The sequence below is a fragment of the Fundidesulfovibrio sp. genome, assembly GCF_058402725.1.
The window spans coordinates 1-12679 of sequence record NZ_JBZVFJ010000118.1 but is presented as its reverse complement, the minus strand read 5'-3'; the positions used below and the strand labels follow the sequence as shown (position 1 = coordinate 12679).

The 12679-nt window shown below is 70.2% G+C and carries 12 protein-coding genes; 4 read left to right on the top strand and 8 right to left on the bottom strand.

The genetic code is table 11. The annotated features are described in order from the left end of the window. The 6 genes from ACV4UX_RS14185 to ACV4UX_RS14160 form a co-directional block, all read right to left on the bottom strand. The coding region (locus ACV4UX_RS14185; protein WP_491593930.1) for a sulfurtransferase TusA family protein at nt 1-438 on the bottom strand (438 nt) is incomplete at its 3' end. Between the two features lie 55 nt (nt 439-493). After that, nucleotides 494-859, bottom strand: a complete 366-nt coding sequence (locus ACV4UX_RS14180; RefSeq protein WP_173082319.1) for a DsrE family protein — start codon at nt 857-859, stop codon at nt 494-496. Next, complete coding sequence (locus tag ACV4UX_RS14175) at nt 852-1118, bottom strand: sulfurtransferase TusA family protein (protein ID WP_491593929.1); 267 nt, start codon at nt 1116-1118, stop codon at nt 852-854. The genes ACV4UX_RS14180 and ACV4UX_RS14175 overlap by 8 nt, the downstream gene beginning before the upstream one ends. A gap of 233 nt (nt 1119-1351) precedes the next feature. After that, nucleotides 1352-1897 (bottom strand): hypothetical protein, encoded by a 546-nt coding sequence (locus tag ACV4UX_RS14170; protein WP_491593928.1) that lies wholly within the window; start codon nt 1895-1897, stop codon nt 1352-1354. A gap of 95 nt (nt 1898-1992) precedes the next feature. After that, nucleotides 1993-2769 carry a hypothetical protein gene (locus ACV4UX_RS14165; RefSeq protein WP_491593927.1) on the bottom strand — a complete coding sequence of 259 codons (777 nt, stop codon included), beginning with the start codon at nt 2767-2769 and terminating at the stop codon, nt 1993-1995. A 118-nt stretch (nt 2770-2887) separates the two neighbouring features. Continuing rightward, nucleotides 2888-4480: a phosphoenolpyruvate carboxykinase (ATP) gene (locus ACV4UX_RS14160; protein WP_491593926.1), complete on the bottom strand. Its 1593-nt coding sequence runs from the start codon at nt 4478-4480 to the stop codon at nt 2888-2890. A gap of 144 nt (nt 4481-4624) precedes the next feature. Between ACV4UX_RS14160 and rfaD the strand changes: the two genes are divergently transcribed. Both rfaD and ACV4UX_RS14150 read left to right on the top strand, forming a co-directional pair. Continuing rightward, entirely contained in the window at nt 4625-5596 is a 972-nt protein-coding gene (rfaD, locus tag ACV4UX_RS14155) for an ADP-glyceromanno-heptose 6-epimerase (RefSeq protein WP_491593925.1), read from the top strand. 29 nt (nt 5597-5625) lie between these two features. Then, nucleotides 5626-7119: a B12-binding domain-containing radical SAM protein gene (locus ACV4UX_RS14150; protein WP_491593924.1), complete on the top strand. Its 1494-nt coding sequence runs from the start codon at nt 5626-5628 to the stop codon at nt 7117-7119. Between the two features lie 26 nt (nt 7120-7145). On the opposite strand, the gene mutL is transcribed toward ACV4UX_RS14150, so the two are convergent. After that, nucleotides 7146-9314 (bottom strand): DNA mismatch repair endonuclease MutL, encoded by a 2169-nt coding sequence (gene mutL / locus ACV4UX_RS14145; RefSeq protein ID WP_491593923.1) that lies wholly within the window; start codon nt 9312-9314, stop codon nt 7146-7148. 45 nt (nt 9315-9359) lie between these two features. Between mutL and alr the strand changes: the two genes are divergently transcribed. Continuing rightward, nucleotides 9360-10472: an alanine racemase gene (gene alr / locus ACV4UX_RS14140; protein ID WP_491593922.1), complete on the top strand. Its 1113-nt coding sequence runs from the start codon at nt 9360-9362 to the stop codon at nt 10470-10472. 161 nt (nt 10473-10633) lie between these two features. Here alr and ACV4UX_RS14135 read toward each other — a convergent pair whose 3' ends face one another. Continuing rightward, complete coding sequence (locus ACV4UX_RS14135) at nt 10634-11755, bottom strand: NADH:flavin oxidoreductase (protein ID WP_491593921.1); 1122 nt, start codon at nt 11753-11755, stop codon at nt 10634-10636. Nucleotides 11756-11874: 119 nt separating this feature from the next. Here ACV4UX_RS14135 and ACV4UX_RS14130 point away from each other — a divergent pair. Next, the coding region (locus tag ACV4UX_RS14130) for an ROK family protein (protein WP_491593920.1) at nt 11875-12679 on the top strand (805 nt) is incomplete at its 3' end.

Sequence of the window (12679 nt, the reverse complement as noted above, 5' to 3'; positions counted from 1 at the left end):
GGCGTCGCGCTCCTCGAAGCTGGCGGGCTGGCCGAGTTTCCAGGAGAAGTTGCGGCAGTAGACCGTGCTGGTCTGGCCCTCGCCCCCGCGCACGCGCAGCCGCCACTGGTACTGCCTTGCGCGGCGCTTGTCCTCTTCGAGGGCCTGGCGCTCGGTCTGTTCGCCCGAGGCCCCCGGGGGCATGCCCCGGCGCATGAAGTAGCGCACGCCGGAGGGGCCGGGCAGGCTGCCCAGGAATCGATGCCCGGAAAGGCGGCACCAGGGGGGCAGGTCGTCGGCCACGGTGGGCTCGCGGCTGACCATCTCCAGCACCTGCCCCACGGGCACGGCGAGCATGTGTTCGCGGATCATGAGCGCCAGGCCCGATCCGCAGTCCAGGTCGCCGCCGTCGAAGACCCTGGCGGGCTCGGGCGGGGTGAAGGCGTCGAAGCTGGTCATGGGCGTCCTTTGGGCAGTCCGGGGCGCGGCGGGCCTGCCGCGCCCCGGGGTGGGGTCAATAGGCCACGCAGGGCGATCCGGCCGCGAGCCATTCCACGAGCACCGCGCCGCCGGCCGGGGTCGCGCCCTCGATGAGGTCGGCTTCGGAGAGGCCGCGCTTCTTCAGGCAGGGGGTGCACACGAAGATCTTGCCGCCCGCCTTGACGAACTTGCCGATCAGCTCCTTGAGAGGCGCGAAGGGCGCTCCCTCGTCGATCTTCTCGGCCTCGCCCTTCACGGCGCAATAGACGCCGTCGGTGGAGAGGAAGACCATGGTGTCCTTTTCGCTGCCCAGGGCGGCGTTGGCCACCACGAAGCCGAGGGTGGCCTTGTCGCCGTCGGTGCGGCAGTGGGTGATGGTGACGCAGAAGGTGTCAGCCATGCTTGTTCTCCTTGAGTGCCGGTTTGAGTTCGATGAGGTAGTAGGGGTGGGCCGTTTCCAGCAGGGCGTTGCGGGTCATCCTGCACCATGCCGGGAACTCCACGGGGGCGGCCGGGTCCTCGGAGACGAGGAGCAGGCGCGTGCCGGGGGGCAGGGGCTTCACATAGGTGTGCAGGTTGATGATCACGCGGCCGCAGGTCTCCTCGCCGCCGTCGAATTCGTCGTCGAAGGACCAGTGGTCGGGATGCGGCGGACGCATGGAGCCTCGCTCTCGGCGGACCGGCCGTGCGGGACCGCCGGACGATCCGGAGGTCGAAAGGCAGGATTACAGGCTTGGCGGGATGTTGGACAAATCGTTTGTCCCGATTGGAGGGGCCGGGCCGCATCCGGCGCGGCGATGGGGGGGCAGGGGCGCGGCCCGCGAAGAAAAACGCCTCCGTGCCGGGGCACGGAGGCGCTTCGCTTGCGATGGAGCCCGGGCTTGCGCCGGGACTAGTCTTCCATGCGCCCGATCTCGCGCATCTGGCTGGAGGGGCAGGAGCCGCAGATGTGGCAGTCTTCGCAGCCGCCCTTGTAGGGGTAGCTGGTGAGCACGGCGTAGGTGCGGTTCATGGCGCCCTTTTCGTCCCAGACCAGCCCCAGCTTCTTGAACTTCTTCTTGGCCTCGCGGCTGGGGGTGGGCATGGGCATGCACCCGCCGATCAGCTCGGGCATCACGCTCTGGGCCGCGCACATCACCAGGGTGATGGCCAGGTGGTGGAAGGCGAAGCCGTGGTGGTGGTTGTCCTCGAAGGCCTTCTGCACCTGATTCTCGGTGTCCTCGTCCAGGTAGACCAGCAGGAAGCCGTCGTCGGCGTCCTTGGCCGAGGGCTCCATGCGGTAGGCCTTGATCTGCTTTTCCCAGGCGTTCCAGTAGTGCTCCAGGAGTTCGGCCAGGTCCTGCGTGATGCGCATGAGCCCGCTGATCTCCATGTAGTATTCCAGGTCGAACTCGGGCTGGGTCTTGATGGTCTCCAGGGTCGTTTTTTCCTTGCCCACGGCCGTGCTCCTTGTGCGGTCGATGTCGGTGAGGGGGTGTAGCCTGTTTGGCCCGGCCGGGCAACGCCCGGATGGGGCTCCGGAGCGGGCCGCGCTCAGCGGGCCGGGAGCAGGTCGGCCGAGAGCAGCAGCACGCGCCGGTCCTTGCCCGCGAAGGAGGCCTGGAAGCGCCGCATGCCCGCCGGATCGGCCAGGTTGGTCTTCGTCACGCCGGAATTGGGCGTGGACTGGTAGAGCCAGCGCCCGCCCGAGGCGTCGGGCAGCACCACGCCCACGTGGTAGTGCTGGAGGGTGTAGCCCTTGCGCCGTCCGGTCTGGCTGAAGCTCACCAGGCAGGCCTGGCCGGGCTTCACCTGGGCGAGCGCCCTGCGCCAGACGGCCTCGTCGGAGAGGGGGAAGCCCAGCATTTCCCGGCCGGTGTCGGCGCCGGACACGGCGCGCGGCTCGGGCAGGAGCCAGCGGCGGTTCATGCCCTCGGTGAGGTTGAGGGTAAGGTCGAAGCCGTAGTCCCAGTCCTGGCCCATGGGCGCGCCCGGGCCGGAGTCGCCCTGGCGGTCGCGCCCGGCCAGGCTCGCCGGGGGGCCGGAGGGGACCAGCAGGCGCAGGAGCGCGAACTCCAGGCCCGAGCAGTTGAGCCCGGGGGAGTCGAAGGTTTTCTCGGGGTGCTCGAAGGTGGTCCAGCGGCCCTTCTCGTCGAGCACGCCGTCCACGCGGTAGGCGATGCCCAGGAGCCGGTCGGCCCGGGCCGTGAGGTCCGGGGCCTGGGCCTGGGCGGGCGCGACGTTCAGGCCGGAGAAGGCCAGGGCCAGCGCCAGGACAAGGGCGGAGGCTGGGATGCGGAACGCCTGGCGGGGCGGGTGCGTGCGTTTCATGCGGGGGGACATACCCCCGGCCGGGGAGGGATGCAACGGGCTCAGGTTCCGGGGCGGTCCCGGGAGGCCGCGCCGTGGCGCGGGGGGGGCCGGACGCCCGTGCGTCCGGCCCTGTTCCCTACTTCTTGAGCGAGTTGACGATGGCCCGGTCCAGCCCGGGGTAGGATTCCAGGATCTCCCGGCGCTTGGCGTAGAGCGCGGCCTGGCGTTCCTCGAAGTCCTGCCTGGGGAAGAGCTTCTCGGGGTGGAAGACGATGGAGTCCACGCCGCGCACGGCGCGGGGCACCAGGTATCCGGTGGCCTCGTTGGCCTCCCAGTCCTCCAGGGAGCGGCGCAGCACGGCCTCCAGGATGTTCACGGTGTCCAGGAGGGTGATCTTGCGGTGGTGCTCGCCCTCGCCCACGCCGCCGGTGTTGAGCAGGTAGCAGTTGATGTGCGGGTTCCAGCGCAGGATGTCGTGGAAGAGGTGGGCGTGTTCCACGCGGTTTCCGGCCAGGAAGGGGTCGTAGAAGAAGACGTTCTTGATGGCCCCGGCCTGGGAGGGATCGCCCGCGGAGGACTCCATGGACTGGCCCAGCACCATGAGCGCGGTGGCCTGCCAGTGGGAGAGCCGGGCCACGGCGGGGATGGTGGGCCCGCGCGTGATGAGGAAGATGTTGTCGATCTCGGGGGCCACGATGGAGCGGTGGGCGTGCATGAAGTCGCGCCGCTCGATGACCGCGCGGCCGTTGGAGGTGCGCTGGATGTTGAAGAAGTCCAGCGCGCCCTCGGGCTCCACGTGGACGTTCTCCAGGTAGGTGTCGGGTTTGAGCGCTCCGTAGTAGGTCTCGATCTGCTCCGAGGGGGTGAGGCCGTCGGTCTTGGCGTAGATGCCGCCCTGCTCGAAGCCGTGGAAGGAGCCGTCGCGCTTGAGGATGCCGCCGTCGTCCTGGATCAGCCAGGATTCCTCGCCGATGTTGCGGGCCAGCACGCGGCAGGTGAGCGAGGTCTTGCCGTTGGCCGAGAGGGCCACGAAGAGCGAGGTCTGGGTTTCCATGCCGCCGTGGGCCATCTCCAGGCAGTCGCGGCGGCATCCGGAGTGGAGGAAGATGCCCTCCTTGGCCACCTTGGCGCGCCAGGACTCGCCCGCGAAGACGCCCTTCTTCCACTCGCCCAGATAGCTGGAGTTGCGCACGATCTTGATCATGCGGCCGTTGTCGGAGTGGATGAGGCGGATGGTGATGTCCTTTTCGGCCAGGGGCTTGCCGGCGTTGTCCTTCCAGGCCTCGTCGTGAAAAAAGACCACCTGGTAGGTGGGGTCCGTCACGTCCTTCACAAGGGGGCCGAAGAGCTTGGCCCCGCCGTAGGCGATGTGGGCGAAGCGTCGCGGCACCATGAGCCGGGCCGTGACGGCCTGCTCGTCGTCCTGGCGCACGAGCACGTCGATGCAGATGAGTTGCTGTCCGGCCAGGGCCTTGCGGGCCTGGGCCAGGAGGGTGAACTCGGACTGGTTGAAGGGGGAGTCGATGTTGTTGCGGGTGTGGGGCTTGGCGCGGGAGGCGGGTTCGGTGCGGGCCACGACGTTGCCGTAGAGCGTCTCGACGACCTCGGGCTCCTCCAGGCTGATGCGCTTGAGCCGTTGCGCACCGGGGTTCTGGATGAGCCGTTCGTCCTCCACGGCTTGCTGGTAGATGGCCTTGAGCGCGAGATCGAATTCGTTGAAGATCGACATATGAGGCAGCCTCTCGGGAAATTGGGTGTGGTGGTACGGCAACTTGTACCCTAATTCACGAGGCTATGCCAAGGCAAAACGGTTGCCTTGGTCCGGCGGCTGATTTAGTCCGGTGAAAACGGCGATTTGCATGCGGGAGGGGCCATGCTTGTGGTCACGGGCGGAGCCGGGTTTCTCGGCAGCGCGGTCATCTGGAAGCTCAACGAGGCGGGGCGAAAGGACATCCTGGTGGTGGACTCCCTGGGCTCGGGCGAGAAGTGGCGCAACCTGGTGAACCGCTCCTACGCGGACTTCCTGCACAAGGACGACTTCCTGCGCCGCGTCCGCCAGGGGGGCGACCCCTTCGGCGTCACGGCCGTGGTGCACATGGGGGCCTGCTCGGCCACCACCGAGCGCGACGCGGACTTCCTCTACGAGAACAACACCCGCTACACCACGGAGCTCTGCCGCTTCTGCCTGGAGCACGGAGCGCGCTTCGTCACGGCCTCCAGCGCCGCCACCTACGGCGACGGCTCGCGGGGCTTCGAGGACGGCCCCGAGGGCCTGGACCGCCTGCGCCCCCTGAACATGTACGGCTACTCCAAGCACCGCTTCGATCTGGCCGCGCGCGAAAACGGCTGGCTGGCCTCCATCGCCAGCCTGAAGTTCTTCAACGTCTACGGCCCCAACGAATACCACAAGGGCGACATGCGCAGCGTGGCCTGCAAATCCTTCGAGCAGATCCGGGACTGCGGCGGCGTGCGGCTCTTCCGCTCCCACCGGCCCGAGTACGCCGACGGCGGTCAGCTGCGCGATTTCGTCTCCGTGAAGGACTGCGCAGAGGTGGTGGCCTGGCTTCTGGAGCACCCCGAGGCCAACGGCGTGTTCAACGTGGGCACGGGCGCGGCGCGCAGCTTCACCGACCTGGCCCTGGCCGTGTTCGAGGCCATGGGCGCGCCCCCGCGCATCGAGTACGTGGACATCCCCGGGCAGATCCGCGACCGCTACCAGTACTACACCCAGGCCCCCGTGGACCGACTGCGCGCGGCGGGCTACCGCAGGCCCTTCGCCTCCCTGGAGGAGGGCGTGCGGGACTACGTGCGAAACCACTTGCTGGCGGAGGACCCCTTCCTGTAGAGCACGCCGAAATCATCAGGGGCTCACGAATGGGATCCATCGCACTCGTCACCTTCACGTCCAGCCATTTTGCATTCGGCCTCAGATCCCTGGACGGCTACCTGCGCTTCAAGGGGCATCGCGTTCGCGTCGTCCATGCCTTCCATACGGAGAAGAACCAGTATTCGTTGCTGACCGCCGGTCAGTTGGACCAGCTCTCCGGTCTGGTGCAGGGCTTCGATGTGGTGGGCGTTTCGCTCATTTCCATCCATTCGCTCGCCCGGGCGCGCCAGGTCTGCGAGCACCTGCGCGGGGCGTTCCCGGGGGATGTGATCCTGGGCGGTGCGCCCGTGGTGATGACCCCCGACCTGTTTCTGGACTTCGCCGACTACGTCTGTCTGGGCGAAGGGGAACACCTGCTCCACGGATTCCTCACCAGCGCGGACAGGACATCGCTTCCCAACCTGGGATACCGCGACCCCCAGGGCGGAAGGCACTGCAACCCCCTGGCCCCCCTGTTCGACGTGGACCTGCTCCCCGTGCCGGAGCTGGACCTCAAGGAGACCTACATCCTGTCGGAGTCCGAGTGTTTCGAGTTGGCCAAGCGTCCGGAATTCTTCAGGGAAGAATGCCTCGACAAGGGGTATCGGCTGATGATGACCAGGGGCTGCCCCTTCCGGTGCACCTTCTGCTGCAACAACGCCTTCAACATGCGCTACCGGGGGTTGGGAAAGACCGTGCGCAAACGCGCCACGGCCCTGGTGCTCGAAGAGCTGGAGCGCGCGCGCCAGGCCGTTCCGGGGCTGGACAAGGTCTATTTCCTGGACGACGACATCATGAGCGTCCCCCTGGCCGAATTCCGCGCGTTCATGGAGCGTTACGGGCGGGAGGTGGGGTTGCCGATCTGGGAGCTCTCCAGCACGTTCACGTCGCTCTCAAAGGAGAAACTGGACGCAATCAGGGACGCGGACATCGCCGTGGACCACATCCGCTTCGGGCTGCAGGGCGCCAGCGAACGCATGAACAGGGAAGTCTACGAGCGGCCCTTCAACGGCCCGTCCATCATCGGGAAGATCGCCACATGCCTGGAGTACGGGCACCGCGTGAATCTGGACATGATCCTGGACAACCCCTACGAACGACTGGACGATCTCTGCCGCAACGTGGAGTTCTTCATGGCCCTCGGCGCCAGGCTCGGCGGCGATCCGTTGGGCGGCAAGGTCTCCCTGAACGTCTTCCACCTGAAGTTCTACCCCGGCACGGAACTCTACCGTCGCGCCCTTGCGGATGGAATCATCGACGGGGATTACGTGGAAAAGGTGCTCTTGACCTCGCACTACAACGAGCTCAAGAACATCACGGTCTCCAGTTTCCTCGTGTTCGTGTACTACATGGCCATGCGCAACAGGTACGGCTGGCTGTGCCGCCTGTGCACCAAGCGCCCCTTCCTGGTCCTGATCCGGGGGCTGCTTGGCCTTCCCTTCGCGGGGCGGGCCGGGCTGGTGTTCCGCAAGCTGGTTTCCTGGCTGCGCCGGGCGGCCTGATGCGTCCCTGAGGCCGGGGCTGACGCCTACTTCCCCCGCTTGAAGAGCTTTTCCAGGTCCTTCACGTCCCAGTGCACGGCCACGGGTCGGCCGTGGGGGCAGTGGTCGCGGTCCCTGGCGGCGCTCCAGGCCTCCACAAGGGAGAGCGCCTCGTGCTCGGCCAGGGCGTCCCCGGCCTTCACCGCCGCCTTGCAGCTCATCACGGCCCAGAGGTCCTCCATGGTGCGCGCCTTGCCCGAGAGCACGTCGCGCAGAAACTCCTTGGCCTGGCCCGCGTTCAGCAGCGGGGGCACGCCGCGCACGCCCACCACGCCGGGGCGGTCCGCGCGCATCTGGAAGCCCAGGGCCGCGAGGTCCTTCCAGAGTGACTCCAGGCGGCGGGCCTCGGAGGGGTGCAGGCTCATCTCGAAGCCAACGGCCAGCGGGCGCGACTCGCCCCGGCTCTGGGCGGCCTTGAGCTGCGAGAAGAGCACCCGCTCGTGGGCCGCGTGCTGGTCCAGGAGTGTGAGCCCTTTGCGCCCCAGGCGCAGCACCAGGTAGGTGTCGGCTACCTGGCCCAGGTATTCCACCCCCTTGGCCGTGCGTCCCGGCTGTCGGGGGGCCTGCTCCGGCCCCTGCCGCGCCCCGGAGTGGGGCTGCGTTGAGGCGGCGGCAGGGGGCTCCCCGCCGCGTCGCCCCCAGGGCAGCCATGAGGAGAGTCCGCCGCGCCCTTCGGAGGCCTCGCCGGACGAGGCGCGCCGCGCGGGGCCGTCCGGGTCCGAGGGGCGGTCCTGGGCGAGGCGGGGTCCGAAACCGCCGGAGGCGGCCGGGCTGTCCCGGGAACCGTCGGATACTGAGGGGTCCCCGGCGAAACCGCCGGAGGCGGCAGGACGTCCCGCAAGATAGTCCGCGCCGTGCTCGCGCACGGCCAGGGATTCGCGCCATGCCTGGCCCGAGAGGGCAGGGGGCTCGCGGTGGCGCTCCGTCCCGCCGGGGGCCGGTCCGCCCTGGGGCCGCCAGGGGGCTTCGCTCTGGGAGCCCTCCAGGGGGGCCGTGTCGTGTCCCGCGCGGGCCGGTGGCTCCCGCTCCATGTCCGCCGCGTCCCGCCCGGCTTCGCGGGCCACCTCATGGAGGTAGTCGCGGTAGGTGCCGAACTTGGTCTCCGGGGCGATAGAGGGCGCGTTGCGGTCCAAAACGGCGGTCATGCGGGCCGAGGGCGCGCCCAGGTCCAGGGCGCGGGCCAGGGCCTGGCGCACCAGGGTGAAGGCCAGGCCCTCGTCGCGGAAGCGCACCTCGGTCTTGGCAGGGTGCACGTTCACGTCCACCTCGCCCGGTCCGGCCTCCAGGAAGAGCGCCAGGGCCGGGTATTCCCGGGAGAGCATGCGGCCCTTGTAGGCCTCGCGCGCGGCGCGCAGGAGCACGCGGTCCTGCACGGGGCGGGAGTTCACGTAGAAGAGCATGCGGTCCGTGCGGGCCTGTCCGGCGTGGGGCAGGGCGGCGAAGCCCGTCACGCGCATGCCGTGCATCTCGCCCTCCACGGGGAGCAGGGCCTGGGCAAGGGCCGGGGGCCAGACCACGGCCAGGCGCGCGGCCAGATCCTGCCCGGCCACGAAGCGCAACGCGGAGCGCTGGTCCACCGAATACTTGAAGCCCACGTCCAGGCGCGCCAGGGCCACGCGCTCGAGCACCTCCTGGCAGCGCCTGGTCTCCGTGGCCACGGACTTGAGGAACTTGAGCCGGGCGGGCACGTTGCCGAAGAGTTCACGCACCTCGATGCGCGTGCCCTGGGTGAGCGCGGCCGGGCCTTCCTCCACGATCTCGCCGAAGGCCACGTCCAGGAACACTGCGTCCGGGCTGTCCTGGCTCTTGGAGGCCACGCGCAGCCGCGAGACCGAGGCGATGGAGGGCAGGGCCTCGCCCCGGAAGCCGTAGGTGGCGATGGCGTCCAGATCCTCCAGGGCCGAAAGCTTGCTGGTGGCGTGGCGGGTGAGCGCCAGGCGCAACTCGCCCGCGTCCATGCCCCGGCCGTCGTCCTGCACGAGGATGAGCCCCGCGCCGCCGCCTTCCAGAGCCACGTGCACGCGCGCGGCCCCGGCGTCCAGGCTGTTCTCCACCAGTTCCTTGACGACGCTCGAAGGCCGCTCTACCACTTCCCCCGCGGCGATCTGGTTCTGAAGGTGTGGGGGCAGGACACGGATGCTGCGATACGATACCATCCCCGGCCTCTACCCCAAGGCGAAGCCACCGGCAATGGAGCGCACATGGCCATTCCCTGGAACAAAGTGACGGCCGTCATCGACCTGGCCGATATCGTCCACAATTACAAACTCTTGAACGCCAGGTCCGGCAACGCGGTGCCGGTGGTCAAGGCCGACGCCTACGGCCACGGGCTCGCCCAGGTGGCCCAGGTGCTGGCCCAGGAGGGCGCGGAGACCTTCGCCGTGGGCACGGTGGAGGAGGCCCAGGCCCTGCGCGCCTCGGGCCACGCCCGCAACGTCCTGGCCCTGCTTGGCCCCGTGGACCAAGCCGACGTGCGCCTGGCGCGCGAGGCGCGCATCGTGCCCTTCCTGCACTGCTTCGAGCAGCTGGACCTGCTGGCCGCCCAGCCCGGCGCGCCCCTGGAGGTGGCCCTCAAGTTCGACACCGGCATGCGCCGCCTGGGCTTCACCCTGGCCGACGTTCCGGCCCTGGCCCAGCGCCTGGAGGCTCTGCCGGGCGTGAAGGCCGCCTACGTCTGCTCCCACCTGGCCACGGCCGACGACCCCGCCGCGCACGACTACGCCCGCGAGCAGGGGCGCGAGTTCGCGGCCGTGCGCGAGACCCTGGCCGCCCGGGGCATCCGGCCCAGGGCCAGCATCGCCAACTCGGCGGGCATCCTGGCCCACCCGGAGCTGCACCTGGATTTCCAGCGCGCGGGCGTCGCCCTCTACGGCACGAACCCCTTCCACGGCACGCCCCTGGCCCACCTGGGCGAGGGCCTGCGCACGGCCATGCAGGTGCGCACGAAAATCCTCTCCGTGCACGCCCTCCAGGCCGGGCAGACCATCAGCTACGGGCGCACCTACACCGCGACGAAGGACATGACCGTGGCTATCGCGGCGGCGGGCTACGCCGACGCCTACTCCCGGGGCCTCTCGGGCAGGGCGGGCCTGTGCGTGAACGGGCGGCGCGCGCCGGTGCTGGGGCGCGTGTGCATGCAGATGACCGCCGTGGACGTGAGCGGCATCGAGGGCGTGGCCCCGGGCGGCGACGCCTGGCTCCTGGGCGGCGAGGGCGAGGGCCGCGTAAGCGCCGAGGAGCTGGCGGGCTGGTGGGGCAGCATCACCTACGAGGTGTTCTGCATGCTGGGCTTGAACCGGCGCGAGTACGCCTAGCGCCGGCCGGGGGGCCCCGGCGTTGCCTCGCGGCAAAAGAGCAACCCTCGCGCGGGAGCCGCGCGAGGGTTTCGCTTTGCCGCACCGTGCCGCACCATGCCGCACCGTGCCGGAGAGTGTCGCGAGCGGGCTGGAGGCATCGCTCCTCCGGGGCCGGCGGTCTAGCTCGCCCGGGCGCGCCGCTTCTCGAAGGTGACGCAGCGGATGCCCTCTCCCGCGAATCCTGGGCCGTAGCAGGCGTTGTCCGAGACGCACAGGGCGGGGCGCAGGTCGCCCTCGCGCCAGCGCTTCACCAGGTCCGGCTCACAGACGAGCGGGCGGCACAGGCTCACGCCGTCGGCCGTGCCCGAGGCCACCAGGCCCCGGGCCACCTCGAAGCTGCGGATGCCCCCCACCAGGAAGAGGGGGATCTTGAGCCCGCGTTCCTTCGCGTGCTTCGCCGTGCGGCGGTGGTAGGCCTCCTCCTCCTGGGAGCGGATGCGCCCCTTGCGCGCGGGCATGAAGGCCTCCCCGGCCTGGCGGCAGCCGCCCGAGAGCTCCACCGCGTCCACGCCCGCCTCTTCGAAGCGCAGGGCGGCCCGCACCATGTCCTCGGGTGCGGGGCCGCCCTCCACGAAGTCCCCGGCGTTGAGCTTCACCAACAGAGGGTAGTCCGGCCCGAGGGCCTTGCGCACGGCGCGCGCCACCTCCAGGGGAAAGCGCGCCCTCTTGGCGGGCGAGCCTCCGTAGGCGTCGTCGCGGCGGTTCCAGGCAGGCGAGAGGAACTGCGAGAGCAGGTAGCCGTGGGCAGCGTGGAGCTGCACGGCGTCGAATCCGGCCGTGCGGGCGCGCAGGGCGGCCTGGACGAAGGCCCTTGTCAGGCGTTCCATGCCCTCGCGGTCCAGGGCGCGGCAGGGCAGCGTTCCGGGGCGCTCCACGTCGGAGGGGCCCACGGCCTCCAGGCCGGAGAGGGCGGAGTTGCCCTGGTCCCCCGCATGGGCGATCTGCAGGGCGCAGAGCCCCCCGGCCTCGTGCACGGCCCGGGCCAGGGAGGTGAGGCCCGGCAGGAGGGCGTCGTCGTATGCGCCCAGCTGGCGCAGGCCTGCGCGGCCCTCGGGGGTGACGAAGGCGTGGCCGCTGATCACCAGCCCCACCTGGCCACGGGCCAGCGCGGCCATGCATTCGGCCAGTTCGGGGGTGGCCGAGCCATCGGGCGCGGCCAGGCCTTCCCATGTGGCGGAGCGCAGGAAGCGGTTGGGGAGGGTCAGAGCGCCTGCCTGGATGGGATCGAACACGTCGGGCATGGGGCCTCCGGGTACGGTCAGATTCGGATGTGTGGCCCAAGGCGCTACCACAGCGGGACGCGCATGGAAAGCATGCGCGCGAAATTGACACGCCTCGAGGCACGAACTACCGCTGGCTCATGAACAGCGAGCGAAACGCCGACGCGGCCCCCCTGCTGGCCGGGCTGGAGACCGGGGGCACCAAGATCGTCTGTGCCGTGGCCCGGGGCGGCTACGCCCCCCTTCCACCCCCCGACCGCTTCGAGACCCCCGCCGGGGACGACCCCCACGCGGCCGTGGCCCGCGCCGTCGCGTGGCTGCGCGGGCGCGAGGCCGCCCACGGCGCTCCCGTGGCGGGCCTGGGGGTTGTCTCCTTCGGTCCCGTGCGCCTGGACCCGCGCGCCCCGGATTTCGGCCATGTGCTTGCCACGCCCAAGCCGGGCTGGTCCGGGTTCGACCTGCTGGGGAGCCTGCGGGCGCACTTTCCCGGCGTCCCCACGGGCTTCGAGACCGACGTGGGCGGCGCGGCCCTGGGCGAGGGGGCTTGGGGCGCGGCCCGGGGCCTGGAGGATTTCGTCTACGTGACCATGGGCACGGGCATCGGCGGCGGGGCCGTGTGCGGCGGACGCGTCGCGCACGGGCTCACGCATCCGGAGATGGGGCACGTGCGCCTACCGCGCCTGCCCGGCGACGATTTCCCCGGAGTGTGCCCCTTCCACGGCGACTGCTGGGAGGGCCTGTGCGGCGGACCAGCCATCCGGGCGCGCACGGGCCTGGACGCGGCGGACCTCCCGGCGGACCACCCCGCATGGGGGCTCGCGGCCGCCTACACGGGGACGGCTCTGGCTGGGATCACGCTCACGCTCTCGCCCGCGCGCATCGTGCTGGGCGGCGGTGTGAGCCTGGGGGGGCGTCTGGGGCGCGCGGGATTCTTCGCGGCCGTGG